Source organism: Roseomonas acroporae, from assembly GCF_023223525.1.
In the GTDB taxonomy this organism is placed as follows: domain Bacteria; phylum Pseudomonadota; class Alphaproteobacteria; order Acetobacterales; family Acetobacteraceae; genus Roseomonas_E; species Roseomonas_E acroporae.
This window is the reverse complement of the sequence record NZ_JALPRX010000034.1, coordinates 83,159-108,726: the sequence shown is the minus strand read 5'-3', so window position 1 is coordinate 108,726 and position 25,568 is coordinate 83,159. Positions and strand designations below refer to the sequence as shown.

The 25,568-nt window shown below is 75.2% G+C and carries 25 protein-coding genes; 16 read left to right on the top strand and 9 right to left on the bottom strand.

The genetic code is table 11. The features are described from left to right. Positions 1-277: 277 nt before the first annotated feature. From M0638_RS09235 to M0638_RS09225, 3 genes are all read right to left on the bottom strand, one after another. Positions 278-976 carry an exopolysaccharide biosynthesis protein gene (locus tag M0638_RS09235; RefSeq protein WP_248666688.1) on the bottom strand — a complete coding sequence of 233 codons (699 nt, stop codon included), beginning with the start codon at positions 974-976 and terminating at the stop codon, positions 278-280. Between the two features lie 294 nt (positions 977-1,270). Continuing rightward, positions 1,271-2,080, bottom strand: a complete 810-nt coding sequence (locus tag M0638_RS09230) for an enoyl-CoA hydratase (protein WP_248666687.1) — start codon at positions 2,078-2,080, stop codon at positions 1,271-1,273. After that, a complete protein-coding gene (locus M0638_RS09225) occupies positions 2,081-3,325 on the bottom strand; it encodes a CaiB/BaiF CoA transferase family protein (protein WP_248666686.1) in 1,245 nt (414 codons plus the stop codon). Positions 3,326-3,514: 189 nt separating this feature from the next. Here M0638_RS09225 and M0638_RS09220 point away from each other — a divergent pair, with 189 nt between their 5' ends. The 6 genes from M0638_RS09220 to M0638_RS09195 all read left to right on the top strand — a co-directional run bounded on the left by M0638_RS09220 (position 3,515) and on the right by M0638_RS09195 (position 8,734). Next, positions 3,515-4,462, top strand: coding sequence for a metallophosphoesterase family protein (locus M0638_RS09220; protein ID WP_248666685.1), 948 nt, complete (start codon positions 3,515-3,517; stop codon positions 4,460-4,462). Between the two features lie 4 nt (positions 4,463-4,466). Beyond that, positions 4,467-4,805: a plastocyanin/azurin family copper-binding protein gene (locus M0638_RS09215; RefSeq protein ID WP_248666684.1), complete on the top strand. Its 339-nt coding sequence runs from the start codon at positions 4,467-4,469 to the stop codon at positions 4,803-4,805. 88 nt (positions 4,806-4,893) lie between these two features. Continuing rightward, positions 4,894-5,418: a sigma-70 family RNA polymerase sigma factor gene (locus tag M0638_RS09210; protein WP_248666683.1), complete on the top strand. Its 525-nt coding sequence runs from the start codon at positions 4,894-4,896 to the stop codon at positions 5,416-5,418. A gap of 20 nt (positions 5,419-5,438) precedes the next feature. Then, positions 5,439-6,359, top strand: coding sequence for an anti-sigma factor family protein (locus M0638_RS09205; protein WP_248666682.1), 921 nt, complete (start codon positions 5,439-5,441; stop codon positions 6,357-6,359). Positions 6,360-6,517: 158 nt separating this feature from the next. Next, positions 6,518-7,618 carry a catalase family protein gene (locus M0638_RS09200; protein WP_248666681.1) on the top strand — a complete coding sequence of 367 codons (1,101 nt, stop codon included), beginning with the start codon at positions 6,518-6,520 and terminating at the stop codon, positions 7,616-7,618. Between the two features lie 144 nt (positions 7,619-7,762). Next, positions 7,763-8,734: a Bug family tripartite tricarboxylate transporter substrate binding protein gene (locus M0638_RS09195; RefSeq protein ID WP_248666680.1), complete on the top strand. Its 972-nt coding sequence runs from the start codon at positions 7,763-7,765 to the stop codon at positions 8,732-8,734. A gap of 158 nt (positions 8,735-8,892) precedes the next feature. Here M0638_RS09195 and M0638_RS09190 read toward each other — a convergent pair whose 3' ends face one another. After that, positions 8,893-9,615, bottom strand: coding sequence for an orotate phosphoribosyltransferase (locus M0638_RS09190; protein WP_248666679.1), 723 nt, complete (start codon positions 9,613-9,615; stop codon positions 8,893-8,895). A 75-nt stretch (positions 9,616-9,690) separates the two neighbouring features. Between M0638_RS09190 and M0638_RS09185 the strand changes: the two genes are divergently transcribed. Further along, the gene (locus M0638_RS09185; RefSeq protein WP_248666678.1) at positions 9,691-10,803 is read left to right on the top strand and encodes a mitochondrial fission ELM1 family protein; all 1,113 of its coding nucleotides are present in this window, start codon (positions 9,691-9,693) and stop codon (positions 10,801-10,803) included. Positions 10,804-10,951: 148 nt separating this feature from the next. Here the strand turns inward: M0638_RS09185 and M0638_RS09180 are convergent, their stop codons facing one another. The 5 genes from M0638_RS09180 to M0638_RS09160 form a co-directional block, all read right to left on the bottom strand. Beyond that, positions 10,952-12,481 carry a sulfite reductase subunit alpha gene (locus M0638_RS09180; RefSeq protein ID WP_248666677.1) on the bottom strand — a complete coding sequence of 510 codons (1,530 nt, stop codon included), beginning with the start codon at positions 12,479-12,481 and terminating at the stop codon, positions 10,952-10,954. An 18-nt stretch (positions 12,482-12,499) separates the two neighbouring features. After that, on the bottom strand, positions 12,500-13,543 hold the full coding sequence (locus M0638_RS09175; protein WP_248666676.1) for an FAD:protein FMN transferase: 1,044 nt from the start codon (positions 13,541-13,543) through the stop codon (positions 12,500-12,502). Positions 13,544-13,577: 34 nt separating this feature from the next. Next, on the bottom strand, positions 13,578-14,402 hold the full coding sequence (locus M0638_RS09170) for a DUF4198 domain-containing protein (RefSeq protein ID WP_248666675.1): 825 nt from the start codon (positions 14,400-14,402) through the stop codon (positions 13,578-13,580). A gap of 110 nt (positions 14,403-14,512) precedes the next feature. Further along, positions 14,513-15,049, bottom strand: a complete 537-nt coding sequence (locus tag M0638_RS09165) for a DUF2271 domain-containing protein (RefSeq protein ID WP_248666674.1) — start codon at positions 15,047-15,049, stop codon at positions 14,513-14,515. Between the two features lie 11 nt (positions 15,050-15,060). After that, positions 15,061-15,705 carry a PepSY-associated TM helix domain-containing protein gene (locus tag M0638_RS09160; RefSeq protein ID WP_248666673.1) on the bottom strand — a complete coding sequence of 215 codons (645 nt, stop codon included), beginning with the start codon at positions 15,703-15,705 and terminating at the stop codon, positions 15,061-15,063. 487 nt (positions 15,706-16,192) lie between these two features. On the opposite strand from M0638_RS09160, the gene M0638_RS09155 reads away from it, so the two are divergent. The 9 genes from M0638_RS09155 to M0638_RS09115 are packed head-to-tail and all read left to right on the top strand — an operon-like array spanning position 16,193 to position 25,545. Then, entirely contained in the window at positions 16,193-16,987 is a 795-nt protein-coding gene (locus M0638_RS09155) for an ABC transporter ATP-binding protein (RefSeq protein ID WP_248666672.1), read from the top strand. A 50-nt stretch (positions 16,988-17,037) separates the two neighbouring features. Beyond that, on the top strand, positions 17,038-18,027 hold the full coding sequence (locus M0638_RS09150; RefSeq protein ID WP_248666671.1) for an ABC transporter substrate-binding protein: 990 nt from the start codon (positions 17,038-17,040) through the stop codon (positions 18,025-18,027). A 16-nt stretch (positions 18,028-18,043) separates the two neighbouring features. Further along, positions 18,044-18,928, top strand: coding sequence for an ABC transporter permease (locus tag M0638_RS09145; protein WP_248666670.1), 885 nt, complete (start codon positions 18,044-18,046; stop codon positions 18,926-18,928). Positions 18,929-18,953: 25 nt separating this feature from the next. Next, a complete protein-coding gene (locus tag M0638_RS09140; RefSeq protein ID WP_248666669.1) occupies positions 18,954-19,748 on the top strand; it encodes an SDR family oxidoreductase in 795 nt (264 codons plus the stop codon). Then, on the top strand, positions 19,745-20,569 hold the full coding sequence (locus tag M0638_RS09135) for an alpha/beta fold hydrolase (protein ID WP_248666668.1): 825 nt from the start codon (positions 19,745-19,747) through the stop codon (positions 20,567-20,569). The genes M0638_RS09140 and M0638_RS09135 overlap by 4 nt, the downstream gene beginning before the upstream one ends. After that, positions 20,562-21,425 carry an IclR family transcriptional regulator gene (locus tag M0638_RS09130; protein WP_248666667.1) on the top strand — a complete coding sequence of 288 codons (864 nt, stop codon included), beginning with the start codon at positions 20,562-20,564 and terminating at the stop codon, positions 21,423-21,425. The genes M0638_RS09135 and M0638_RS09130 overlap by 8 nt, the downstream gene beginning before the upstream one ends. Continuing rightward, the gene (locus tag M0638_RS09125) at positions 21,422-23,221 is read left to right on the top strand and encodes a thiamine pyrophosphate-binding protein (RefSeq protein WP_248666666.1); all 1,800 of its coding nucleotides are present in this window, start codon (positions 21,422-21,424) and stop codon (positions 23,219-23,221) included. Before M0638_RS09130 ends, M0638_RS09125 begins: the two co-directional genes overlap by 4 nt. Continuing rightward, complete coding sequence (locus M0638_RS09120) at positions 23,221-24,048, top strand: aspartate dehydrogenase (RefSeq protein WP_248666665.1); 828 nt, start codon at positions 23,221-23,223, stop codon at positions 24,046-24,048. The genes M0638_RS09125 and M0638_RS09120 overlap by 1 nt, the downstream gene beginning before the upstream one ends. 15 nt (positions 24,049-24,063) lie before the next feature. After that, positions 24,064-25,545: an aldehyde dehydrogenase gene (locus M0638_RS09115; RefSeq protein ID WP_248666664.1), complete on the top strand. Its 1,482-nt coding sequence runs from the start codon at positions 24,064-24,066 to the stop codon at positions 25,543-25,545. The last annotated feature ends 23 nt before the right edge of the window (positions 25,546-25,568 follow it).

The following is a 25,568-nucleotide window of genomic DNA, read 5'->3' as shown; positions in this document are numbered from 1 at the left end:
GGGGGGGGGGGGGGGGGGCGCCGGTCGGCGCCCCTTCGAGGCCGCCCGCAACGGGCAGCCGTTCCACCCGGGACGGTGGCCTGCCGCGGGCGGGCCGTTGCCCGCGGCGGACGCGCCGCCCCGGCTCCACGGCGGACCGCGGTCCAGCCGGGGCTGCGGCTCGCCGCATGCCTTTGTCATCGGGACGGCTTCAAGCCTCCGGGCGTGCCCGCCGCCGGCGATCCGCTCCGGATGAGGACACCCGGTCTGGAAATGCTCCGGCCGGCGCCGCGCCGCCTCAGAACAGCCAGTGCAGGATCGCCGCCCCGAACCAGAGCAGCGCCAACAGCACCACCGTGGCGAACAGGCAGCCCAGCACCGTCAGCGCCACGCCCCAGCCCATCACCTTGTTGTCGTGCTCGACCAGGCCGAGCGCCATGACGATGTTGCCGAAGGCCGGCGGCCCGTTGGTGCCGGGGCCGGGCAGGATCAGCATCAGGGCGACGTAGGCGGTCAGCCAGCCGAACACCCGGTCGCCCCAGGGCGAGATGAAGATCCCCGGGCGCGGCCGCACGTAGCGCTCCACGCGTGCGATCCAGGCCGAGGAGGAGCTGGCCAGGCGCAGCAGGTCCTCCCGCCTGATGCGCCGCTCGGCCAGGAAGCGCGGCAGGTGCGGCCGGCGCCAGCCGAGCCCCATCTGCACGCCGAGCAGCAGCATCGGGAAGCCGAACACGCAGGCCATGCCGGGCAGCAGCGAGGGCAGGCAGAAGAGCAGGATCAGCAGGCCGAAGGCGCGGTCGCCGAACACCGAGGCGATCTCGCCGAGGGTGATCCGCTCGCCCGGGCAGCGCGCCACCACCTCGGCCACGAGGCGCGAGATCGGGGCGGAGCACGCGGAATCCGGCGGCGGCCGTTCCGCCTTCGTCGGGCCGGCGCCGGGGAACGCCTTGGCCTCCGGGGGCGGGGGGACCCGCACCGAGTCGAAACTACCGTGCATCGGCGGAACGCAGCCCTTCCCGGTCGTGGCGCTCGCATCGTGGCGACCGCATGGTGCCCAACCCTGGACGCTGCCCTCGGCAGGCAGGGGCATGGCCCGGAGGGCGATGCGGTGCCTGGCGCCCGCGACTCCTACCACGCCGGGTCCCCGCCGGGTCAAGCCGCCGGCGACCGCTTTCCGAGGGCGGAAGCAGCGTGGCCGGCGCCCGGCATCGCTGCCGCCCGGCATCGCTTCCGCCGGGGGCGCCTCGGTCGGTGGCCCCGCGCGGGCCGCCGCCGGCCGGGCCGCGACGCCTCAGCGCCCCCTGAATGCCGGTTTGCGCTTCTCGGCGAAGGCGCGCCGCCCCTCGCGGTAGTCCTCGCTGTCGAAGCAGGCGGCGATGGCGGCGTCGAGCGCCGGCATGTCGCGCGCGCTCTCGTCGCGGATCGCCGCCGTCACCGCCAGCTTCGCGGCCCGGATGGTGAGCGGCGCGTTGGCGGCCATGATGCGCGCGAGCCGCGTCACCTCGGCTTCCAGCCCGGCCACCGGGACGACGCGGTTGACCAGCCCGATCCGCTCGGCCTCGGCGGCGCCGATCCGCTCGCCGGTGTAGAGCACCATGCGCGCATGCGCCTGCCCCACCAGGCTGACGAGCTGGCGCACCATGTCGAAGGTGTAGGCGATGCCGAGCCTGGCGGCCGGGATGCCGAATTGCGCGTCGTCCGACGCGATGCGCAGGTCCGAGTTCATCGCGATGCCGAGGCCGCCGCCGAGGCAGAAGCCGTGGATCTGCGCGATCAGCGGCTTGCCGAAGGCGGCGAGGCGCCGGCGGCCGGCGCTGGTGATCTTGTCGTACTCGACCTGCGCGTCGGCGCTGGCGCGGTTCTTCTCGAACTGGCTGATGTCGGCGCCCGAGACGAAGGCCTTGTCGCCCGCGCCCGAGAGCACCACCACGCGCACCGCCGCGTCCGCCTCGAAGCGGTCGAGCGCGGTCACCATGCCCTCCCACATCTCCACGGACATGGCGTTGCGCTTCTCGGGCTGGTTGAACACCACCCGGCCGATGCCTTCCTCGCTGCTCGCCAGGATCTTCCCGCCCGCCAGTTCCATCTCGTCGCTCGCCATTCAGATAACGCCCTTGCTGCGCAGTTGCCCGATCTCGTCGCGGGAGAGCCCGGCCTCGGCCAGGATCTCGTCGCCGTGCTCGCCCGGCCCCGGCACCGGCAGCCGCACGCCCGTCTCGTGCCCCTCCATGCGGATCGGCGAGGCGACGAGATGCGTCTCGCCGCGCCGCGGGTGCCGGTAGGGCATCGCCATGCCGAGGTGGCGCACCTGCGGGTCCGCGAACACCTGGTCGATGGTGTTGATGGGCCCGCAGGGGATGCCCGCGGCCTCCAGCGCCGCGATCCACCATTCCGAGGGCCGCGCCCGCGTCGCCCCGGCGATCGCCGCGTTGACGCGGGCGCGGTCGGCGCTGCGGCCCTCCGGCGTCTGCCAGCCGGGCTCGGCCAGCCAGTCCGGCCGCTCCGCCGCGTGGCAGAACGCCTCCCACAGCTTCGGCGAGGAGGCGGCGATGTTGATCGGCCGGTCGGCGGTGGGGAAGACGCCCATCGGGATGTTGGTCGGGTGGTCGTTGCCGGCCTGCCCGGCCACCTCGCCGTCCATCAGCCAGCGGCTGGCCTGGAAGTCCAGCATGAAGACCTCGGTCTCCAGCAGGCTGGTGTGGACGTATCGGCCGCGCCCGGTCCGCTCGCGCTCGTACAGCGCCATGACCACGGCGAGCGCCAGCAGGTTGCCGGCCGAGAGGTCGTTGACCGGGATGCCGACGCGCATCGGCCCGCGCCCCGGCTCGCCGGTGATGCTCATCAGCCCGCCCATTCCCTGGGCGATCTGGTCCACCCCGCCGCGCCCGGCATAGGGCCCGGTCTGCCCGAAGCCCGAGATCGAGGCGTAGATCAGGCGCGGGTTCAGCGGGCGCAGGTCGGAATCGGCGATGCGCAGCCGGTGCTTCACCGGCACGCGCATGTTCTCGACCAGGATGTCGGCCGTCGCGGCGAGGCGCAGGAAGGCGGCATGGCCGTCCGGGTGCTTCAGGTCGAGCCGGAGGGCGCGCTTGTTGCGGTGCAGGTTCTGGTAGTCGAACCCGTCGCGGTCGCCGGTGATGCCGTCGCCGTCGGTTCCGTCTCTCGGGGGCGGCTCGATCCTGACGATGTCGGCGCCCCAGTCGGCGAGGTGGCGCACGCAGGTCGGGCCGGCCCGCGCCAGGGTCAGGTCCAGCACGCGCAGCCCGGCGAGCGGCAGGGCGCGCGCCGCGTCGGCGCCGCCCGCCGTGCCGGTCCCTGCGCCGCTCTCGCCGTGGCTGTCCGGCATGGTCCGTTCCTCTCCGCTGGCCGCTTCCGCTTGCGCGCAGGTTAGGCCGGGGTGGTGGAGGCGGCTAGGGGCGGGCACTTGCCGCCCCACCCTCGCCGCCCCGCCGGGCGCGCCGGCAATTCCATCCGGGCGCGGGAATAAATCCGGGCCGTTCCCGATCGGGCATCCCGTCGGGGAACGGAGGTTCGGATGGACGGGAACGCGACCGGCCGGCGCGCGGCGCTGGGCTGCATGGCCTGGGCCGGGGCCGGGCTGCTCTGGCGGGTGCAGGGCGGCGTGCCGCGCGCCACGCTGCTGGGCTCGGCCGAGGCCGCCGGGGCGGGCGGCGGGCTCGCCTTCGTGCAGGTCAGCGACAGCCATCTCGGCTTCGCTAACCCGCCCAACCCGGACCCGGCCGGCACCTACCGCGAGGCGATGGCGCTGGTGCGGGCCGGCAGGGGCGACGCGGCGCTGATGCTGCACACCGGCGATGTCAGCCACCTCTCGCGCGAGCCGGAATTCGACGTCGCCTGGCAGATCGCCGGCGAGGCCGGGCTTGAGACCCACTACGTGCCCGGCGAGCACGACGTGCTGGTGGAGGAGGGGCGCGGCTTCTTCGCCCGCTTCACGCCCCGCTCCGCCCTGGGCGCCGAGCCGGGCAGGGCGCGCGGCTGGTACGCCTTCGACCAGGGCGGGGTGCATTTCGTCGGGCTGAACAACGTGCAGGACCTGCGCCCGGGCGGCATGGGGCGGCTCGGCGCCGAGCAGCTCGCCTGGCTGCGCGACGACCTCGCCGGCCGCGCCGCCAGCCAGCCCGTGGTGGTGTTCGCGCATGTCCCGCTCTGGACCGTGCACGCCCCCTGGGGCTGGGGCACGGACGACGCGGCCGAGGCGCTGGCGCTGCTGCGCCGCTTCGGCTCGGTCACGGTGCTGAACGGGCACATCCACCAGGTGATGCAGAAGGTGGAGGGGCAATGCGCCTTCCACACCGCCCGCTCCACCGCCTTCCCGCAGCCGGCGCCGGGCGCCGCGGCCTCGCCGGGGCCGGTGCGGGACGTGCCGCCGGGGCGGCTGCGCGCGCTGCTCGGAATCACGCGGGTGGCGGAGGTGCGGGGAGAGTCGCCGCTCGCCGTCATCGACACGCCGCTCGGGGCCTGAGCCCGTGCGAGGCCCGATCGTCCGCCTGTCGCCTGGTCTGTTCCTCGCGCTGCTGCCGGCGGCGGCCACGCCGTCCGTCGTCGTGCCGCCCGCCGTCGCCGTCGACATCGCCGACTTCGCCTTCGGCCCGGCCGAGATCGCCGTGGCGCCCGGCACCACCATCGTCTGGACCAACCGCGACGACATCCCGCACGACGTCGTCGCCGCCGACGCGCCGCGCGCCTTCCGCTCCGCGCCGCTGGACACGGACGAGCGGTTCGCGTTCCGCTTCGACCGGGAGGGCCGATTCCCGTACTACTGCTCGCTGCACTCGCGCATGCAGGGCGTGGTCGTGGTGAGATGAGCCGGTGCCGGCCCCGCCCGCCGGTCCGGATCGCCGCCGCCGTGCCGGGACCGGACCGGCCGGCCGCCCGCCCGCGCGGAGGATCGCCTTGCCGCCCACGGCCTCCGAGTTCGAGCGGGACGTGCTGCCGCACCTCGATGCCGCCTACAACCTCGCGCGCTGGCTGGTCCGCGACCCCGCGGTCGCGGAGGACGTGGTGCAGGAGGCGCTGCTGCGCGCCCTGCGCTACCAGGACGGGCGGCGCGGCGCGGTGAGGCCCTGGCTGCTGCGCATCGTGCGCAACGCCGCCTATGCCGCCATCGGGGCGCGCCGCCGGCTCGCCGAGGTGCCGCTGGAGGGCGAGGCGGTGGCCGCGCCGCCGGCGCCGCCGTTCGGCGATGCCCTGGGCGACGCCCCGGGCGATCCCGAGGCGGCCTTCGCGCGGCGGCAGGCGCTGGAGCGGCTGGACGGCGCCCTGGCGGCGCTGCCCGAGGAGCTGCGCGAGTGCCTGGTGCTGCGGGAGCTGGAGGAGCTGAGCTACAGGGAGATCGCGCAGGTGACCGGCGTCGCCATCGGTACCGTCATGTCCCGGCTCTGGCGCGCACGGCGCGCCCTGCTGGCGGCCGCGCGGTGAGCCCCGTGCCCGATCGTCCCATGCCCGACCATCCCGAGCCCGGCCGTCCCGGCCCCTGCGAGGACCGGCGCCTGCTGGTGCAGGCCGAGCTGGACGGCGAGCTGGACGCGGCCGCCGCCGCCGAGCTGGCCGTCCACGTCGCGCGCTGCCCCGGCTGCGCCGCGCTGCGGGAGGAGCTGGGGGCGTTGTCGGAACGGCTGCGCGCCGGGCTGACCCGCCACGCCGCGCCGGCCCGGCTGCGCGCGGCGCTGGCGGCGCAGCCGGAGGCGGCCGGGCCCAGGCGCGCGGATGCCGTCTCCGCCCCGGGGCGACCCGATGCCGCGGCCGCCGTCACGCCGGCGGCGACGGCCGGTGCCGCCGCGGCGCCCGGCGGCGCGGCCGGGGCCAGGCGGGCGGATCACGGGGGTGCCCTGCCGGTGCCGGCGACGATCCGGCCGTCCTGGCGCCGCCGGACCGGCTGGACCCATGGCGCCGCCTTCGGCGCGGGGCTGGCCCTTGCCGCCTCGGTTCTGCTCCTGCTGCCGCCCCCCGGCCGGGCGCCGCCCTTCCCGGAGGCGGTGGCGGCGCATCTGCGCGCGTTGCAGCCGGGGCATCTGGTGGACGTGGCCTCCGAGGACCGGCACACGGTCAAGCCCTGGTTCGAGGGGCGCGTCGACTTCGCGCCGCCGGTGCGGGACCTCGCCGGGCAGGGCTTCCCGCTGGTGGGCGGGCGGCTCGACTTCCTCGATGGCCGGCCGGTGGCGGCGCTGGTCTATCGGCGCGGCCTGCACGTCATCAACCTGTTCGTCCGGCCCGGCGCGGGCATGGAGGGAGCACGCTCGGCGCAGGGCTACAACGTGCTGGCCTGGACGCGGGACGGGATGGCCTTCCAGGCGGTGTCCGACCTGAACGCGGCGGAGCTGGCGCAATTCGCGCGGCTCCTGCGCATGCCGGAGGGGTGAATCCGTTCCGGGCGGGCCGCGGGCGGGGTGATCCGGGAGAACGCGGGGTGCGCCGGGGGCGTCCGGCCGCGCATGCCTCGGCACGACCTTGTGCCCGCAACTCCATGCGGCCCTGCGGCGTCCTGGGAGGGAGCATCCCTTTCGCAAGGACCGTCCGCATGCCGGATCAGCCGCTGCCTCCGCCCATCCCCTACGCGGACGACCAGGAGACGCCGCGCCCCGACGAGGCGATGGTCGGGATCGGCCTGGGCCACACCATCACCGGGATCATCGACCAGGTGCACCGGGACCTCGGCCACGCCGTGCGCGGCGTGCACGCCAAGAGCCATGCCCTGCTGGCGGCGCGGGTGACGGTGCATCCCGGCCTGCCGCCGGAACTCGCGCAGGGCGTCTTCGCCGGGCCGCGCGCCTACGAGGCGGTGGTGCGGCTCTCCTCCATCGCCGGCGACATCCTGAGCGATTCCGTGTCGATCCCGCGCGGCTTCGCGCTGAAGCTGCTCGACGTCGAGGGCGAGCGCCTGCCCGGCGCCGAGGGGGACACGACGCAGGATTTCCTGTTCGCCGCCGGCACCACCTTCTCGGCGCCCGATGCCGAGGGATTCCTGAAGAGCCTGAAGCTGCTCGCCGCCACGACGGACCGCGCGGCCTGGGCGAAGTCCGCGCTCTCCGCCGTGCTGCGGCCGGTCGAGCGGGCGCTGGAGGCGGTCGGCGGCGGCAGCCAGATCGTGAAGACGCTGGGCGGCTTCCCGCTGCTCAACCCGCTCGGCGAGCGTTTCGGCAGCCAGGCGCCGCTGCGCTTCGGCGCGTACGTGGCCAAGCTCGACGTGGTGCCGGAATCGGCGAATTTCCGGGCGCTGGCGGATCGGGAATTCGACCTCGACGGCCGCGAGGACGCCATCCGCGAGGAGGTCGCCGCGGTGCTGGCGAAGGAGGGCGGAAGCTGGACGCTGCGCGCGCAGCTGCGCCGGGACGCCGAGGCGAATCCGATCGAGGACGCCGCCGCCGAATGGCCGGAGGCGGAAAACCCGTACCTGCCGGTCGCCAGCATCGCGGTCGCGGCGCAGGAGAGCTGGTCGCCGGAGCGGTCGCGCGCGGTGGATGACGGGCTGTCCTTCTCGCCCTGGCACGGCATCGCGGCGCACCGGCCGCTGGGCAACGTGATGCGGGCGCGTCGGGCGGTCTATCCGGTTTCCGCCGCCCGGCGCGCCGCGCTGAACGGCTGCCCGATCCACGAGCCGCGGGCGATGCCGATCGGCTGACGGCACGACGCCGCGCGCCGACGGGCCACGCGTCGCTGCCGCCGGGGAGCCGCGCGCCGCCGCCTGGGCACCGCCGCCTGGGCCCCGTCGCCTGGGCACCGCGACCCGCAGCGTCTATGTCTCCCGCCAGGGAGACCGATCCGCATGACACTCACCCGCCGCCGCCTCGCCGCCGCCGCCTCGCTGCTGGCCGTGCCGGCCGCCGCCCGCGCCGCCGACCCGGCCTTCAACCACCCGCTGCGCCTGATCCTCGCCTTCGGCACGGGCACCGGCGCCGACGTGATCGCGCGTGAGCTGGGCCGCCAGCTCGGCACCGAGGTCGGCCAGCCCGTGGTGGTGGAGAACCTCACCGGCGGCACCGGCATCGTCGCCATGCGCACCGTCGGCCGCGCCGCGCCGGACGGGCACACGCTGTTCCTCGGCGCCCTCGGCAACGTCGTCATCAACCCGATGACCAACCGCGCCGCCGCCGACACGCCGCCGCTGGTCGCGCCGGTCGGGCTGGTCTGCCAGAACGCGCACGTCTTCCTGGTCAGCGGCAAGCTGCCGGTGCGCGACGTGCGCGAGTTCATCGCCTACGCCAAGGCCAACCCGGGGCAGGTGAACTTCGCCTCGCCCGGCACCGGCGGCGTCTCGCATCTCGGCGCCGAGCTGTTCCAGTCCATCGCCGGCATCGAGGGCGTGCACGTCCCCTACCGCGACGGCTCCACCCTGATGACCGACCTCATGACCGGGCGCACCCAGGCGGTGTTCATGAGCGCGGGCGGGCTGATGCCGATCATCGCCAGCGGCGCCGTGCGCGCCCTCGGCCTCACCGCGCCGACCCAGGTGCCGGAGCTGCGCGACCTGCCGGTGCTGGAGACGCAGGGGCTGCCCGGCTTCCGCTACGCCACCTGGTACGGGCTCTACACCACCGCCGGCACGCCGGCGCCGATGATCGGCCGGCTCAACGCGGCGCTGCGCGCGGCGCTGGGCAACGAGGAGGTGAAGGCGCGGCTGATCGGGCAGGGGGCCGACGTCGCCACCGGCTCGCCCGAGGAGCTGGCGGCGCTGATGGAGCACGACCGGCGCATGTGGCAGGACATCATCACCAGCCGGCGCATCACGCTGGAGTAGCGCGGGGCCGCTCCGCACGGCCTGCCCCGTCCCGTCGCTTTCCGGGCGGATTCACGCCGCCGGGCGTAGCCGTCCGCCGGCGGTCCGCTCCGGCCCCCGCTCCGCCGGCGGCCGGCGCCGGCCGGCGGGTTCCCGGGGAGGGGTGCCCGCCGCCCGTGTCAGGCCCCGTCCTGCTTCGCCTGCGCCTCGGCGAGGCTGCCGATGCCGCCGTGGTCGCGCGACCAGCCGACCGGGTTCTCCAGGAAGCGCCGCACCTCCTTCAGCGCGGCGTCGTCGAAGTAGGGGCGCTCGCGGCACACCTCCAGCACGTCCCACCAGGTGCAGAGGTGGTGCAGCGAGACGCCCATCTCGTTCAGCGTCTCGAAGGCGCCGGGGAACACGCCGTAGAAGAACACCACGAAGGTGTGGTCCACGATCGCGCCGGCCTCGCGCAGCGCGCGGGCGAAGCGGATCTTGGAGCCGCCATCGGTGGTCAGGTCCTCGACCAGCAGGGTGCGCTGGCCCTCCGGCACGTCGCCCTCGATCTGCGCGCCGCGGCCGAAGCCCTTGGGCTTCTTGCGGACATAGGCCATGGGCGTGAGCATGCGGTCGGCGAACCAGGCGGCGAAGGGAATGCCGGCGGTCTCGCCGCCCGCCACCACGTCGATGCTCTCGTAGCCGACGTGGCGGCCGATCTTCTCGACGCCGAGGTCGCAGATGCGGTTGCGGGCGCGGGGGAAGTAGATGATCTTTCGGCAGTCGATGTAGACGGGGCTCTTCCAGCCCGAGGTGAAGGTGTAGGGCTCCTCGGGACGGAAATTGACGGCCTTGATCTCCAGCAGGATGCGCGCCGTGGTCAGCGCGGCATCGCGGTCCCAGTCCGAGGCGTGCGGCGCGGGCATGCGGCTTCTCCTTGCTCGTGGTGTCGCGCGGGTGGCTTGCGCGCCCCCTGTAGGCCAGACGGCGGGCTGGCGTCCATGAGTGCGGATGGCGGGGCAGGGGCCGGCGCGGCGCCGGGCTTGCCGGCGGCCGGCCCGTCGCGGGCCGCGCCATCCGCCGCCCCGCCGGAGCCGGGGGCGGGATCGGGCACGGCGCCGGTCTGGGTGCTGGTGGACCCGCGCGCGGGCACGGCGGCGCAGGCGCTGGGCATCGCCGAGCGCCTCGGCCTGCCCTTCCGGCCGGTGCCGCTGGCCTGGTCCCCTCTGGCCGGTCTGCCGCTGCGCTGGCCGACCCTGCTCGGCCTCGACGCCGCGACGCGCGCGGCCTTCGTGCCCCCCTGGCCGCGGCTGGTGCTCTCGGCCGGCCGGCGCGCGGCGCCGGCGGCGCTCTGGCTGGGCCGGCGCGGGGCGCGCACCGTCCACTGCATGGATCCGCGCTTCGGCCGGGACCGCTTCGACCTGCTGGTGATCGGCCGCCACGACGGGCCGCCCGAGGGATCTCCGGGGGGATCTCCGGAGGGGTCGCCGGAAGGGGCGGGGGCGGTGCCGAACATCCTGCCGATCCTCGGGGCCACGCACCGTCTCTCGCCCGGGCGGCTCGCGGCGGCGCGCACGGAATGGGCCGCGTTCGCGGCGTTGCCGCGGCCGCGCGTGGCGCTGCTGGTGGGCGGCAGGGTGCGCGACGATTCCGGCCTGGACCCGGCGGCGGCGGCGGCGCTCGGCCGGCGCGTCGCGGGCTTCGCGGGCAGCGTGCTGGCCACCACCAGCCGCCGCACCGGGGCGGCGGCGGCGGCGGCGCTGGCCGGGGCGCTGGCCGCAGGGGGAGACGACGGGACGCAGCCCGTGCCGCACCGCCTGTTCCGCTGGGGCGACGGCGGGCCGAATCCCTATGCCGGCCTGCTCGCCTGGGCCGACGCGGTGGTGGTGACGGGCGAGTCCGTCTCGATGCTGTCCGAGGCGCTGGCGACGGCGGCGCCGGTCTTCGTGGCCGACCTGGTGGGCGGGACGCGGCAGCGCGCGCTGCACGCGGCGCTCTACGCGGCGGGCGAGGCGCGGCCGCTGGAGGCGGCGCCGGCGCCCTTCGCGCGCCGGCCGCTGGACGAGAGCGGGCGCGTCGCGGCGGCGATCCGGGCGCGGGGCTGGATCGGCTGAGCGGCCCGCCCGGGCGCTCTCGTCCCGGGCGCCCTCATGCGGATCCGCACCGGCACGGACCCGTGGGAGCCGTCGGTTCGGCGCGCGGCCGCCCCGCCGGCCCCGCGCGATGCCGGCCCGCACGGGGCGGGAGCCGTGCGGGCCGGCGTCAGTACACGTCCCGGCGGTAGCGCCCGTCCGCCCGCATCTCCTCCACCACGGACCCGCCCAGGATCGACTCCAGGGCCGCGTGCACGTCGCCGGCCATGCCCTCCAGGCTGCCGCAGACGAGGATGGCGGCGCCCTCGGCGACCCAGCCGCGCAGCGCCTCCGCCGCCTCGCGCAGCCGGTGCTGGACGTAGACCCGCTCCGGCTGGTCGCGGGAGAAGGCGAGGTCGAGCCGTTCCAGCACCCCCGAGGCGCGCCAGCCCTCCAGCTCGTCCCGCAGCAGGAAGTCGTGCGCGCGCTGGCGCTCGCCGAACACCAGCCAGTTGCGCCGGGCGCCGAGGCGTTCGCGCGCGCGGAGATGCGCGCGCAGCCCGGCCAGGCCGGTGCCGTTGCCGATCAGGAGCAGCGGCCGCGCGGGTTCCGGCGCGTGGAAGCCGCGGTTCGGGCGCAGCCGCAGCGGCACCGTCTCGCCGATCCGCAGCTGCGCGGTGAGCCAGCCGGAGGCGAGGCCGGGGGTGCCGTCCGGCCGCGCCGCCTGCCGCACGATCAGCTCCAGCCGGCCATCCGCCGGCAGCGAGGCGACCGAGTACTCGCGCGGCGCCAGCAGCGGCAGCCGGTCGGCGAGGGCGGCGGGGGCGAGGCCGCGCAGCGGCCCCGGCTGCTCCGGCAGGGCGCGGCTGGCCAGCGCCGCCGTGCTGTCGGCATCCTCGGGCAGCCCGAGGGCGGCGAGGGTGGCCGCCAGCGCGGCCGGGGCGTTGCGTGGCCGGATCTCGGCGATGTCGCCCGCCTCCCAGTCGGGCATCGTGCCGGGGGCCGCCCCCGGGACGGGGGCCAGCGACAGCAGGAAGACCGGGCGGCCGAGGCTGCCCGGGTTGAGCAGGGTGCGGGCGGCGAGGCGCCAGGGCGAGAAGCCGGGGGAGGAGCCGGCCTCGGAGGCCGCTTCGCCCGCCTCGTCGGGGGCGATGCCGGCGAGGGCGGCCAGGCTCTCGCGCCAGCGGCGCAGTTCGGGCTCGTCCAGCCGGTCCGCCTCGATGCGCTCGAAGAGGGGCGTCGCGCCGCGCTCGCGCAGCCAGGCGTCCAGCCGGCGGCCGAAGGCGCAGTACTGCGCGTAGGAGCGGTCGCCCAGCGCCAGCAGCCCGTAGCCCAGCGCCGAGAGGTCCGGCGCCGCCGCCATGGTGCGGCGGACGAAGCGGATGGCATGGTCGGGCGCGTCGCCCTCGCCCGTGGTGCTGACGACGAACAGGGCGCGGCGGGCGGCGCGCAGCGTGTCCGGGCCCAGCGCCTCGAAGCCCGCCACCGCGACGTTCAGCCCCGCCCCCTGCAGCGACCGCGCGGCGCCGAGGGCGAGGCGTTCGGCCGAGCCGGTCTGGCTGGCATAGGCGACCAGCAGGTCCGGCTGCCGGTCCGCCCGCCCGGGCCGGCGGAAGCCGCCGCGCCGCCAGCGGCGCACGGCCCAGACGGCGAGGCAGAAGCCGGCGTAGAGCAGCAGCACGAGCAGCGCCAGCAGCAGGCGTCGCGTTTCCGGCGGCAAGGGCGGGGGCTCCGTTGGTCAGTCGAGCATGGCGCGGAAGGCGGGCGACATCCGCGCCGAGATACCCGCGCGGAACAGCGCGGCGATGCCGTGCCGTGCCGCGTGCGCCAGGCCCGCCTCGTGGCCGAGCACGGCGAGGGCGGTGGCGAGCGCGTCGGCCCGCATGCAGCTTGCGTGCAGCACCGTGACCGCGTCCGGCGCGCCGCCGCCCGCCTCCACCGGCCAGCCGGTGCGCGGGTCCAGCGTGTGGCCGAGGCGCTGGCCGCCATGCACGAGGAAGCGGCGGTAGTTGCCGGAGGTGGCGACGGCGAGCCCGTGCAGCGCGACCAGGAAGGGCCCGGCCGCCGGCGCGGGCGCCTCCCCCGCTGCCTCCCCCGGGATCTCCCTCGGCATCTCCCCTCGTGCTTCCGCTGGCGGGTCCTCCAGCGCCACCCACCAGGGGTTGCCATCCGGCTTCACTCCCGCGCCGCGCAGCTCGCCGCCCACCTCCACGAGAAAGGCGGCGATGCCCTCGCCGGCCAGGAATTCCGCCACCGAATCCACGCCGTAGCCCTTGGCGATGCCCGAGAGGTCGAGCGCCGCGCCGCCGGGCTGGAGCAGCGTGTCGCCGTCGAGGCGCAGCCGCGCCCAGCCGACGCGCGCCAGGGCCGCCCGCACCGAGGCCGCGTCGGGCGGCTCCTCGCCCGCCGCCGGGCGCGGCCCGAAGCCCCACAGATCGACCAGCGGCGCCATGGTGGGATCGAAGGCGCCGCCCGTGGCCTCGGCGATGTCGAGCCCGGCGCGCAGCACGGCGGCGAATTCCGGCGGCAGCCTCTGCCGCGTCCCGGGCGGGGCGCGGTTGAAGCGCGAGAGGTCGGAATCCGCCTCCCAGCCGCTCATCTGCCGCACCACGCGGTCGAGCCGCGCCTGGATGCCGGCCTGCAGCGACGCCGGCCGCGCGCCGGGAGGCGACACCAGCCGCACCGACCAGCCCGTGCCCATGGTGCGGCCGGCGAAGCCCAGCACGGCGCCCTCGGCGCGGCGGGGCGCCGAGGGCAGCGGCGGGACCAGGATGCGCGTCACGCGGGCGGCAGCGTCCCGTTGCCCGCCGGCAGGCTCAGGGCAGCACCTCCAGAGTCGCGTTGTAGCTCGCGTTGCGCATCACGTTCGGGATGCCGGACTTGTCGTCGCGCACCGAGGCGCCGAGCCAGTACAGGCCGGGCTCGGGCAGGGTGACGGCGAAGCTGCCATCGGCGGCGGTCCTGGCGCGGATCTCGTTCGGCCGCTCGCGGTAGCGCGTGCCGCCCGGGATCACCGTGACGTCCACCCCGGCGGCCGGCGCGCCGTCGAGCACCAGCCGGAAGCGCGATTCCGCGCCGGCGGTGAGGTCGTTCGGGTGCGTCACCGGCACCAGCTCCAGCCCGCGGCCGGTGGGCTGCAGGTTCTCCGTGGTGGGGCGGCCGAGGGTGGCGAAGGTCTCGATGCGGCCGATCATGGCGGTGGCGCGCAGCCCCTCGGCATTGGCCGGCACCTCGCGCTCGAAGGCCTCGCGCGTGCCGCGGAAGCGGCGCTGCTCGCCGTTCTGCCGCCAACTGCCGAAGAAGCCCTCGTTCATCACCGTGATCCGCCAGGTGCCCGGCTGGTTCAGGTGCACGTCGAAGACGCTGCGGAAGCGGCCGCGCGCCTGGTTCTCGACGGCGGGGTGCGAGCCGTCCGGGGCCGTCACCACCAGCCCGCCGAGCTGCATCGGGGCGTGGTCGCGGATGAACGGGTCGGTGGAGACGCCGGCGTCGAAGCTCACCCAGGCATCGGTGCCCGACAGCACGGTGGAGGAGGGCTCCAGCCAGGGCCGGTGTGCGTCGGCCGCGATCGGCACGGCAAGCAGGGGCACGGCGAGCAGGGCGGCGAGCGCGAGCTTGGGCACGGGGCGGGCGAGGCGCATGGCGGGGGCCTTTCTGGTTGCGACGACCGTTGCGGGGCGGGACGGCGGCATATCCTGGCGCCGGGCAGGACCGCGGCGCCAGCCGAATACCGGCCGGGCGGCGGGCGGGATCACGGCTTCACCTCGACGCCGACGGCGCCGAGCTCCGAGGAGCCCTGGGCGCTGCCGGTCGCGACGGCGCCGGCGGCGGGCCACTGCACCGGGACGCGCACCACCTCGCGCCCGCCGCCCTCGCGCGCCGCCTCGACCACGAGGTTGTACTGGCCGGCCGGCAGCCGGGCGAGGGCGTCGCCGCCGACGGTCAGGGTCTGCCGGCCGGGCGCGCGCGTCGCGCCGGAGACGCCGTCCACCGGCATCTGCAGCTCGCGGCCGCCGCGGCGCCACCACTGCCGCAGATCCTTGAGCCACTGCTCGCCTTCCTTGTTGCGCTTGGCCACGTCGTACCAGACGGCGAGGTTGGCCGCGGTCGACTGGTCCGGCCGCTCCAGCCAGATGGCGACGTAGGGGCGGTGGTACTCCGCGACGTCCAGGCGCGGGATCTCGACCGTGACGGTCAGCTCGCGCGCCTGCACGGCATGGGCCGGCGCCAGGGCGAGGCCGGCGATGGTGAGGGTCGGCAGGGCGAAGGCGAGCGGCGCGGAGCGCATGCGGGTGTGCCTCAATGGATGGACAGGATGACGAGGAGCAGCGGCAGCGCCAGCCCGAGCCCGACCAGCGGCCAGGTGAGGGGCCGCGCGCCGGCATGCAGGTGCAGCAGGAACAGGCCGGTGACGCAGAAGACGAGGCAGGCGACGGCGAAGGCGTCGATGAACCAGGACCAGGCGGCACCGGTGTTGCGGCCCTTGTGCAGGTCGTTCAGCCAGGCGATCCAGCCGCGCGTCGTCTCCTCGTACTGCACCGCGCCGCTCCCGCGGTCGATGGTGAGGAAGGCGTCGCCGCCCGGGCGCGGCAGCGGCACGTAGACCTCGTCGCGCGACCACTCGGCCTCGCGGTCGGCGCTCGCCCCGAACTCCCGGCCGATCCACCGCCGCACCGGCTCGGGCACCACGGCGCGGCCGTCGGCGCGGCCTTCGGCGAGGGCGGCGAGCAGCGGCGCCGGCAGGGTCGCCTCGCGCGTCGTGGTGCGCGGCGTCGCGGGGATGTCGGCGGCGTGGTTCAGCGTGATGCCGGTGGCAGCGAAGAGCAGCATGCCGATCAGGCAGATCGCCGAGCTGATCCAGTGCCACCGGTGCAGGTGCCGCAGCCAGAAGGCGCGGCTGCCGGTCCCGGGCGCCGCGCGCGCCCGCGCCGCGGCGCCGGACACCGCACTTGCGTGCGGCCGGTCCGTGGCGACGAGGGAGGGGGGGGTGGGACGCAACCCGGCTCGGGCGCGACGGACAGGATCGTGCCGCATCTTCGTCGGGCATTGTTGAGAATGGCTCGCACTACCAGAAGGTGTCGGGTGGGACAACAGCCGCGGGCCGGCGGGAATGTTTCGACTTGTGACAGGCACCGGCGCCTGTCCGCTGCCGATCTGCCCATTCCTTGGGCGGTGGATCGTTGGAGTGCGAACAAATTCGAGAAATGGTCAACAAGAGGGCAGGAGCGCGCCCGCGCTGCGCCGAAAAGCGTTGACAGGCCGGCGTGATCTGCGGCCATATGTCGCTAACACGAACATCAAGTTCAAATAAGAACACACAGGGGCGGTACGAGGCGGCGACGCCGACCGGGGCGGCAGGAGATTCCGCGCCACGGCCGATCGGCGCCACGGCAACGGCCGGCGCAACGCACAGGGTTCTGGAACGAGGCTCATGCTGAACAACGCACCCGCGCTCGAGCTCGACGAGGTGACCCGCCGCTTCCCGGCGCGCGGGGCGCCGGGCGCCCTGTTCACGGCGGTGGAGAAGCTCTCCTTCTCCGTCCGCCGGGGCGAGTTCGTCGCCGTGGTCGGTCCCTCCGGCTGCGGCAAGAGCACCATCCTGAACATGGTGGCCGGCCTCGACCGCCCGACCGAGGGCAGGGTGACGCTGGGCGGCGAGCCGGTGACCGGGCCGAGCCCGCATGTCGGCTTCATGCTGCAGAAGGACCTGCTGCTGCCCTGGCGGACCATCGTCCACAACGTCGAGTTCGGCCTGGAGACCCGCCCGCTGAACGGTGCCCAGCGGCGCGAGCGGGCGCTCGCCGAGCTGAAGCGCTGCCGGCTGCTCGACTTCGCCGAGCGCTACCCGCACCAGCTCTCGGGCGGGCAGCGGCAGCGCGCGGCGCTGGCGCGGACGCTGGCGATCGACCCCGACGTGGTGCTGCTCGACGAGCCCTTCTCGGCGCTCGACGCGCAGACCAAGCTGGTGCTGCAACGCTCCTTCGCCGAGACGATCAGCGGCTCCGGCGTCACCACCGTGCTGATCACCCACGACCTCTCCGAGGCGGTCGCCATGTCCGACCGCATCTTCGTGATGAGCGAGCGGCCCGGCCGCATCGTCGAGGAGATCGAGGTGGACCTGCCCGACCGCGAGAACCCGATCGCCCGCCGCGCCCTGCCGCGCGCGCAGGACATCATGTCGCACATCTTCAGCATGCTGCATCTCGACGAGAAGGTGGACGCGTGATGCCCGCAACCGACAGCCCCGTTCCCGCCGCCGCGCAAGGAGACAACGCGATGCGCCTCACCCGCCGGACCGCGCTCCGCGCCGCCCTGGGCACGCTGCTGGCCGCCCCCGCGCTGCACCGCGCCCGCGCGGCCGAGGCGGTGAGCTACCTCTTCCCCGCCCCCTCCTTCCTGCCGGCCTTCATGCCGCACCACGTCGCGCAGAAGCGCGGCTACTTCACGTCGGCCGGCCTCGAGGTGACCTTCCAGACCGGCCGCGGCGGCGCCGACACGGCCAAGCAGGTGGCGGTGGGCAACGCCGACCTCGGCGGCGGCGTCGGCGAAACCACGATGATCGTGCGCGCCAACGGCCTGCCGGTGCGCGGCGTCGCGCTGCTCGGCGGCCGGCCGATCTTCCAGGTGGCGGCGCGCAAGGCGGTCGGCATCAAGGGCTTCGGCGACCTGCGCGGCAGGAAGGTCGGCGTGATCGGCTACCAGGACACGGGCTACTACGCGCTGCTCGGCGTGCTCGCGGCGAGCGGGCTGAAGCGCACCGACCTGCAGATCCAGGCGGTGGGCGCGGCCGGCATGACGCAGCTGATGATCGCGGGCTCGCTCGACGCCATCATGGCGACGCCGGACTGGTCCGACGCGATCGAGCAGGCCGGCACGGCGCTCGACCACTTCCCGATCGACGCGGTGTTCCCGGCCATGGCGCAGGCGGTGTTCGCCTCCGACCAGACCGTGCAGCGTCGCCCGGCGGTGCTGCGCGGCTTCGTCGGCGGGCTGCTGCACGCGGTGCGCGACTGCATGCAGGACCCGGCCGCCGCCGCGCGCGACTTCGTCGCCGCCGTGCCGCAGCACGCCGGCAAGGAGGCGGAGATGGAGCGGATCCTGCGCCGCTACGTCGCCGACGTGTACCCGACCAACCCGCCCGACGCGCTCGGCCGGTTCGACGCGGAGCGGCTGCGCACGGTGCAGAAGTTCTACGTCGAGAACAGCATCATCCAGACCGCCGTGCCGGTCGCGGATCTCTACACCAACGACTTCGTCGGCCAGTGAGGCGGGGGAGGGGACGATGAGCAGGACCATGACCATGACCGACTCCGCCGAGGCGCCGGCCGCGGCCGTGCCCGCCGCCGCCGCTGCCGCCGTGACGGCCCCGGCCGCCCCCGCCCGCCCGCTCTGGCGCGACTGGGCCGGCGCCGCCCTGGTGCCGGCGGCGAGCCTCGCCGTGCTGGTGGCGGTGCTGCTGGCCTGGCAGTTCCTGCCGCCGCTGCTCGGCGTGCCGAAGTACATCATCCCGCAGGTGACCGACTGCCTCTCCGAGCTCGTGCGCATGTACGAGCAGGAGAACCTGGTGATGCACTTCGTTTCCACCGCGACCATGTCGGTGGTGGGCTTCCTGGCGGGCGGGCTGCTCGGTGCGGCCTTCGGCTACGCGCTGGGCCTGTCGCCGCTCTGGGAGAAGGTGCTCTCGCCCTACCTGCTGGCGCTGCAGATCGCGCCCAAGGTCGCCTTCGCGCCGCTGTTCATCCTGTGGTTCGGCTACAACGCCTGGCCGAAGCTGATCGTCACCGTGCTGGTGGTGTTCTTCCCCATCCTGGTGAACGTGCTGCAATCCATGCGCACGGTGGACCGCGACCTCGTCAACCTCGCCCGCGCCTACAGCATGAGGAAGTCGCAGATCTTCTGGAAGGTGCTGTTCCCCTCCTCGATGCCGAACCTGATGGCGGGGCTGCGCATCGGCGCGACGCTGGCCGTGATCGGCATCACGGTGGGCGAGCTGGTGGGCGGCGAGGTCGGCCTCGGCTACCTCATCACCTACGGCGAGGGCCAGGCCAACACCGCCATGGTGTTCAACGCGATCGGCCTGCTCACCGTGATCGGCATCGCGATGTACTGGGCGGTCGCCGCGATCGAGACGCGGGTGCTGCACTACATCCCCCGCGCCGCGCACTGATCGGCCTCGGCAGGGAGCGCGGACGATGACCATGCAGCAACAGCGGGGCGGGCAGCAACAGCGGGGCGGAATGCTCGCCGGCCGTACCGTGGTGGTGACCGGGGCAGCGCGCGGCGTCGGCCGCGCCATCGCCGAGACCTGCGCCGCCGCCGGCGCCCGGCTGGTCCTGGCCGACATCCTGGAAGATGCCGGCCGCGACACGGCGGCCTCGCTCGCCGCGAACGGCGCCGAGGCGCGCTTCCTGCCGGTCGACCTCGCCGACCCGGCCAGCATCCAGGCGCTGGCCGACGGCGTGGCGGCGCGGGAGGGCGTGGTGCACGGCCTGGTCAACAACGCCGCGATCGCGACGGGGATCGGCGGGCCGGAGTTCGACCAGCTCGAGATCGCCACCTGGGACCGGGTGATGACGGTGAACGTGCGCGGCACCTGGCTGGTGACGCGGGCCTTCGCGCCGCTGCTGGTCGCCTCCGGCAGCGGCCGCATCGTCAACCTCGCCTCCGACACCGCGCTCTGGGGCGCGCCGCGGCTGCTCGCCTACACCTCCTCCAAGGGCGCGGTGATGGCGATGACGCGCTCCCTCTCGCGCGAGCTCGGGCCGCGCGGCGTCGGCATCGTCGCCGTCGCCCCCGGCATCATGCGCTGCGAGGCGACCGAGTACGTGCCCGAGGAGCGCCACCGCCTCTACGAGACCGGCCGCGCCGTGCCCGGCCCGCAGGACCCCGAGGACATCACCGCCACCATCGCCTTCCTGCTCACCCAAGGCGCGCTGGCCCTGACCGGGCAGGTGCTGCCGGTCGATGCGGGCTTCGTCTTCACATGAGCGCCGCCACCCTCCGCCACGAGCGCGCCGCCGGCGTCGCGCTGCTGCGCCGCCCGGGGAACGGCAGGACGCTGCCGCTGGTGCTGCTGCACGGCATCGGCAGCAATGGCGGCACCTGGGCGCCGGTGCTGGCCGCCCTCGATCCCGCCATCGACGCGCTGGCCTGGGACGCGCCCGGCTACGGCGAGTCCGACAACCTGCCGGCCGCCGCCCCGACCCCCGCGCACTACGCCGAGGCGCTGGCGCTTGTGCTGGACGCGCTCGGCCTGGAGCGCATCGTGCTCGCCGGCCATTCGCTCGGCGCGCTGTTCGCGGCGCGCTTCGCCGCCGCCCATCCCGGCCGCGTCGCGGCGCTGGCGCTGCTCTCCCCGGCGCTCGGCTACGGCGTGCCCGAGGGCGCCCCGCTGCCGGCCAAGGTGCAGGCGCGCATCGACGACCTGGCGAAGCTCGGCCCCACCGCCTTCGCCGCCGCCCGCGCCGCGCGCCTCGTGCATCGCCCCGAGGCGAAGCCCGCCGTGCTCGCCGGCGTCCGGGCCGCGATGGGCGCGGTGCGGCCGGATGGCTACGCCCGGGCCGTGCGCGCGCTCGGCGCCGGCGACCTCGTGGCGGATGCCGCGCATGTCGCGGCGCCGACGCTGGTGCTGTGCGGCGCCGAGGACGTGGTGACGCCGCCCGACAACGCAAGCGCCGCGCACGCCGCGCTGGTGCGCCCGCTCGGCCTGGAATTCGTCGCGGATGCCGGCCACGCCCTGCCGCAGGAGAACCCCGCGCTGGTCGCCGCCCGCCTCGCCGCGCTGGCGCTGGAGGCCGGCCATGGCTGATCCGAAGGCCGTCGAAAAGGACGAGGAGCGGGACGCCGAGGGCGCCTACCTCTCCCCGCCCGTGCAGCGCGCCGCCCGCCTGCTGCGCCACATCGCCGAGGGCGACCCGGTGACCAACATGGCGCGCACCGCGCGCGAGCTGGGCATCAACCGCACCACCCTGCTGCGGCTGCTGCACACGCTGGAGGCGGAGCGCTTCATCGAGCCGCGCGGCGACGACAAGCCGGGCTGGCGCATCGGCCTCGGGCTGATCGGCATGGCGGCGCAGGCCTTCTTCTCCGAGGACCTGGTGCAGGTCGCGGTGCCGGTGCTGACGCGCCTCGCCGAGCGGCTCGGTCTTTCCGCGCATCTCGGCGTGCTGGACGGGATGGAGGTGGTCTACGTGGTGCGCCGCACGCCGAACCACGCCTTCGCCAGCAACATCCGCGTCGGCTCCCGGCTGCCGGCGCACGCCGCCAACATGGGGCGCATCATCCTGGCCCACCTGCCGGCCGAGCGCGTCGCGCGCATGTATGCCGGCGCCGCCATGCCCGCCGCCACGACGCACACGGCGGTGACGCTGCCGCAGCTCCGCGAGCGGCTCGACGCCGACCGCGAGAGCGGCCTCGCCTGGAGCGAGGGCCACTACGAGGCCGGCATCTCCTCCGTGGCGGCCGCGGTGCTCGATGCCTCCGGCCAGCCGGTGGCGGCGATCAACGTCTCCGGCCATTCCGCCGACTTCGACGGCGAGGCCGCGCATCGCCGCATCGGCGACGCCGTGGCCGAGGCCGCCGAGGAGATCTCGCGCCGGCTCGGCTGGCACGGCCCCGCGCGCCGTGCCGCGCCGGACCTGCTCTGGAAGGACAAGGTGGCATGACCGTCCTCGCCGGTCCGACAACCGCCTCCACGCTGTCCATGGGCGGCGCCCAGGGAAGCAAGACGACCAACCACGCACAGACGGACGCCGCCGCCATGGATCTCGCCCCGACCGCCACCCCGAACGCCCGCATCGGCCGCCTCGCCGCGGAGGAGCCGGTGGGCGACCTGATCGCCCGCGCCCTGGCCGAGATCGGCGTCACCACCGTCTTCGGCGTGATCTCGATCCACAACATGCCGATCCTCGACGCCATCGCGCGCCAGGGCCGCATCCGCTTCGTCCCGGCGCGCGGCGAGGCCGGCGCCATGAACATGGCCGATTCCTATGCGCGCGTGACGCGCTCGCTCGGCGTCTGCATCACCAGCACCGGCACGGCGGCGGGCAACGCGGCGGGCTCGCAGGTGGAGGCGCTGACCGCCGGCTCGCCCGTGCTGCACATCACGACGCAGATCGACCGGCCCTTCATGGACCGCGACCGCGCCGCCATCCACGACGTGCCGCGCCAGCCGGACATGCTCAAGGCCGTCAGCAAGGCCTATGTGCGCGTCTGGGAGCCGGCGCAGGCGGTGGACCAGCTTCTCGCCGCCGCCAACGCGGCCCTCGCGGCGCCCACCGGCCCGGTCTCGCTGGAGATCCCGGTGGACGTGCAACGCGTGAAGGTGCGTGGCCGCGCCTGGCCGGCGACGCTGACGCCGGCGGTCCAGGTGCCCGATGCCGCGCAGCTCGACGCGTTGGCCGAGCTGGTGCTGCAGGCCGAGCGGCCGATGCTCTGGCTCGGCGGCGGCGCGCGTGGCGCCGCGGCGGCGGCCACGGCGCTGGTCGAGCGCGGCTTCGCCGCCGTCACCAGCACCAACGGCCGCGCCGTGGTGCCGGAAGGCCATCCGCGCTCGCTCGGCGCCTTCAACATGACGCCGGACGCGCAGGCGCTCTACGAGCAATCCGACCTGATGATCGTCGTCGGCTCCCGCCTGCGCGGCAACGAGACGCGCAACAACCAGATGCGGCTGCCGGCGACGCTGGTGCAGGTGGATGCCGACGGCACCCAGGCCGGCCGCAACTACCCGGTGGACCTGTTCCTGGCCGGCGACGCCCGGCTGGTGCTGGAGGGGCTGCTCGCCCGCCTGCCGGAGAAGCTCGCCACCGACCCCGCCTTCCTGGACGGCATCGCCCCGGCGCGCGCGCGTTCCGAGGCGGCGCTGCGCCGCGTGCTCGGCCCCTACGCCCCGCTCGCCGACGCGATCAGCGAACGCGTGCAGGCCGGCGCGCTGCCCTGGGTGCGCGACGTCACCATTTCCAACAGCACCTTCGGCAACCGCTACGTGAAGCTGGCGGCGCCGCATCTCGGCGTGCACGCGCTGGGCGGCGGCATCGGCCAGGGCATCGCCATGGGCATCGGCGCCGCCATGGCCGGCCTCGGCAAGGCGGTGACGCTGCTGGGCGACGGCGGCTCGCAGCTCATGATCGGCGAGCTGGCGACGGCGGTCGAGATGCGGGCCGGGATGGTGTTCGTGCTGATGAACGACCGCGGCTACGGCGTGATCCGCAACATCCAGGACGCGCAGTATGGCGGCCGGCACGTCTACTCCAACATCCTGACGCCGGACTTCTCGATGATCTGCGGCGCGGTCGGCCTGCCGCACGAGCGCGTCTCGGACGTCGCCGACTTCCCCGCCGCGCTGGACCGGGCGCTGGCCGCCGAGGGCCCGCGCCTGATCGAGGTGGACATGGTGGCGATCGGCCCCTTCGCCGAGAGCTTCGCCGGCCCGCCGGCCGGTGCGGCCGGGAGCGTGAAGTGATGCGCCGCCTCGGCCTCATCGGCGCCGGCGGCATGGCGGAGACGGTGCTCGCCGCCCTCGCCGCCGGGCTGCCCGCGCCGATCGAGCACCTCGCCGTGCTGGTGCCGCCGGGGATGGAGGAATCCGCCCACGCCCTGCTCGCCCGCCACGGCGCGGCGGTGGCGGCGGAGCGCAGCATCCACACCGACCTGACCAGCCTGCTCGACACCGAGCCGCAGGTGGTGGCGGAGTGCGCCGGCCACGGCGCGGTGCGCGCGCATGGCGCCGAGATCCTCGGCACCGGCCGCGACCTCGTCGTGATCTCGGTCGGCTCGCTCGCCGACGACGCGCTGCGCGAATCGCTCGCCGAGGCGGCGCGGATGGGCGGCGCGCGGCTCGTGCTGCCGGCCGGTGCGGTCGGCGGCATCGACGTGCTGGCCGCCGCGCGACTCTCCGGCCTCGACGAGGTGACCTATTCCGGCCGCAAGCCGCCGCGCGCCTGGCGCGGCACGCCGGCCGAGACGCTGCTCGACCTCGACGCGCTCACCGAGCCCACCGTGTTCTACGAGGGCACGGCGGGCGAGGCGGCGCGCGACTATCCGCAGAACGCCAACGTCGCCGCCGCCGTGGCGCTGGCGGGCGCCGGCTTCGCGCGCACCCGCGTGCGGCTCGTCGCCGATCCCACCGTCACGCGCAACGTGCACGAGGTGACGGTGCGCTCCGGCTGCGCCGACTTCACCATCCGGCTGGAGGGCCGCCCCTCGCCGGCCAACCCCAAGACCTCGCTGACGGCGGGGTACAGCGTGGCGCGGGAGCTGCTGAACCGCGTCTCGCCGATCGCCATCTGAGAGGAACGCCGCGCCATGTCCTCCTTCGAGCTTCCCGACGACCGCATCTTCATCGCCGGCGAGTGGCGGCAGGGTCGCGGTGCACCGATCGAGTCCCGCTTCCCGGCCGACGGCTCGCTGAACCGCGTGCTCCACGGCGCCTCGGCCGAGGACGTGTCGCTCGCCATCGGGCGCGCGCAGGAGGCCGCGAACGCGCCCGCCTGGCGCCGCCTGCGGCCGCACGAGCGCGCCACCTTCCTCTACCGCATCGCCGAGGGCATCGCCCGCGACGCGGACCGCATCGCCTTCGTCCAGTCGCGCGACACCGGCAAGACGCTGACCGAGACGAAGGCGCTGGCGATGAGCGCCGCCGGCACCTTCCGCTACATGGCGGCGGCGCTGGAGACGATGGAGGATGCGCTGACGCCGTCGCGCGGCGACTACCTCTCCTTCTCGGTGCACGAGCCGCTGGGCGTCACCGCCGGCATCACGCCGTGGAACTCGCCCATCGCCTCGGACGCGCAGAAGGTGGCGCCGGCGCTCGCCGCCGGCAACGCCATCCTGCTCAAGCCCGCTTCCTGGAGCCCGCTGGTCTGCCTGGAGCTGGCGCGCATCGTCGAGGAATCCGGCCTGCCCGCCGGCCTGTTCTCCGCGCTGCCCGGCTCCGGCTCGATCGTCGGCGAGCGCCTCGTGGTCGATCCCGCCATCCGCAAGGTCTCCTTCACCGGCGGCACCGAGGTCGGGCGCGGCATCGCGCGCAAGGCGGCCGAGAAGCTGATGCCGGTCTCCCTCGAACTCGGCGGCAAGTCCCCCACCATCGTCTTCGACGACGCCGATCTCGATCTCGCCGTCGCCGGGGTGATGTTCGGCGTGTTCTCCTCCACCGGCCAGTCCTGCATCGCCGGATCGCGCCTCTTCGTGCAGCGCGGCGTGTACGAGGAATTCGTCGCGAAGCTCGTCGCGGCCACGAAGGCGCTGCGCGTCGGCCATTCCTTCGAGCGCACCACCCAGGTCGCGCCGCTGATCCACCCCGACCATCGCGCCGAGGTGGAATCGCACGTCGCCCGCGCCCTCGCCGATGGCGGCGCGCTGCTGGCCGGCGGCGAGCGGCCCCTGGGCGCCGCCTACGAGTCCGGCAACTACTACCTGCCCACCATCATCGCCGGCCTGCCCAACACGGCCGCGCTGTGCCGCGAGGAGGTGTTCGGCCCGGTGCTCGCCGTGCTGCCCTTCGACGACGAGGCGGAGGTGATCGCGCAGGGCAACGACAACGATTACGGCCTCGCCTGCGGCATCTACACGCGCGACTTCCCGCGCGCCTGGCGCGTCGGCCGCGCCATCGAGGCTGGCACGGTCTGGATCAACACCTACAAGCAGTTCTCCATCGCGACGCCCTTCGGCGGCGTGAAGGACAGCGGCCTCGGCCGCGAGAAGGGCCGCGAGGGCATCCGTGCCTGGATGGCGCAGAAGTCCATCTACCACGACATGAGCGGCCTGCCGCATCCCTGGGCCGCCTGAGCCCGCAGCGCCCCCCGGAACCC

What these genes read in the sequence shown, in the direction of transcription:
- M0638_RS09115 (WP_248666664.1), top strand. Translation starts at nt 24,064, where the DNA reads ATGTCCTCCTTCGAGCTTCCCGACGACCGCATCTTCATCGCCGGCGAG.
- M0638_RS09125 (WP_248666666.1), top strand. Translation starts at nt 21,422, where the DNA reads ATGACCGTCCTCGCCGGTCCGACAACCGCCTCCACGCTGTCCATGGGC.
- M0638_RS09155 (WP_248666672.1), top strand. Translation starts at nt 16,193, where the DNA reads ATGCTGAACAACGCACCCGCGCTCGAGCTCGACGAGGTGACCCGCCGC.
- M0638_RS09130 (WP_248666667.1), top strand. Translation starts at nt 20,562, where the DNA reads ATGGCTGATCCGAAGGCCGTCGAAAAGGACGAGGAGCGGGACGCCGAG.
- M0638_RS09225 (WP_248666686.1), bottom strand. Translation starts at nt 3,325, where the DNA reads ATGCCGGACAGCCACGGCGAGAGCGGCGCAGGGACCGGCACGGCGGGC.
- M0638_RS09195 (WP_248666680.1), top strand. Translation starts at nt 7,763, where the DNA reads ATGACACTCACCCGCCGCCGCCTCGCCGCCGCCGCCTCGCTGCTGGCC.
- M0638_RS09205 (WP_248666682.1), top strand. Translation starts at nt 5,439, where the DNA reads ATGCCCGACCATCCCGAGCCCGGCCGTCCCGGCCCCTGCGAGGACCGG.
- M0638_RS09170 (WP_248666675.1), bottom strand. Translation starts at nt 14,402, where the DNA reads ATGCGCCTCGCCCGCCCCGTGCCCAAGCTCGCGCTCGCCGCCCTGCTC.
- M0638_RS09135 (WP_248666668.1), top strand. Translation starts at nt 19,745, where the DNA reads ATGAGCGCCGCCACCCTCCGCCACGAGCGCGCCGCCGGCGTCGCGCTG.
- M0638_RS09200 (WP_248666681.1), top strand. Translation starts at nt 6,518, where the DNA reads ATGCCGGATCAGCCGCTGCCTCCGCCCATCCCCTACGCGGACGACCAG.
- M0638_RS09230 (WP_248666687.1), bottom strand. Translation starts at nt 2,080, where the DNA reads ATGGCGAGCGACGAGATGGAACTGGCGGGCGGGAAGATCCTGGCGAGC.
- M0638_RS09185 (WP_248666678.1), top strand. Translation starts at nt 9,691, where the DNA reads ATGAGTGCGGATGGCGGGGCAGGGGCCGGCGCGGCGCCGGGCTTGCCG.
- M0638_RS09150 (WP_248666671.1), top strand. Translation starts at nt 17,038, where the DNA reads ATGCGCCTCACCCGCCGGACCGCGCTCCGCGCCGCCCTGGGCACGCTG.
- M0638_RS09165 (WP_248666674.1), bottom strand. Translation starts at nt 15,049, where the DNA reads ATGCGCTCCGCGCCGCTCGCCTTCGCCCTGCCGACCCTCACCATCGCC.
- M0638_RS09235 (WP_248666688.1), bottom strand. Translation starts at nt 976, where the DNA reads ATGCACGGTAGTTTCGACTCGGTGCGGGTCCCCCCGCCCCCGGAGGCC.
- M0638_RS09120 (WP_248666665.1), top strand. Translation starts at nt 23,221, where the DNA reads ATGCGCCGCCTCGGCCTCATCGGCGCCGGCGGCATGGCGGAGACGGTG.
- M0638_RS09220 (WP_248666685.1), top strand. Translation starts at nt 3,515, where the DNA reads ATGGACGGGAACGCGACCGGCCGGCGCGCGGCGCTGGGCTGCATGGCC.
- M0638_RS09190 (WP_248666679.1), bottom strand. Translation starts at nt 9,615, where the DNA reads ATGCCCGCGCCGCACGCCTCGGACTGGGACCGCGATGCCGCGCTGACC.
- M0638_RS09140 (WP_248666669.1), top strand. Translation starts at nt 18,954, where the DNA reads ATGACCATGCAGCAACAGCGGGGCGGGCAGCAACAGCGGGGCGGAATG.
- M0638_RS09145 (WP_248666670.1), top strand. Translation starts at nt 18,044, where the DNA reads ATGAGCAGGACCATGACCATGACCGACTCCGCCGAGGCGCCGGCCGCG.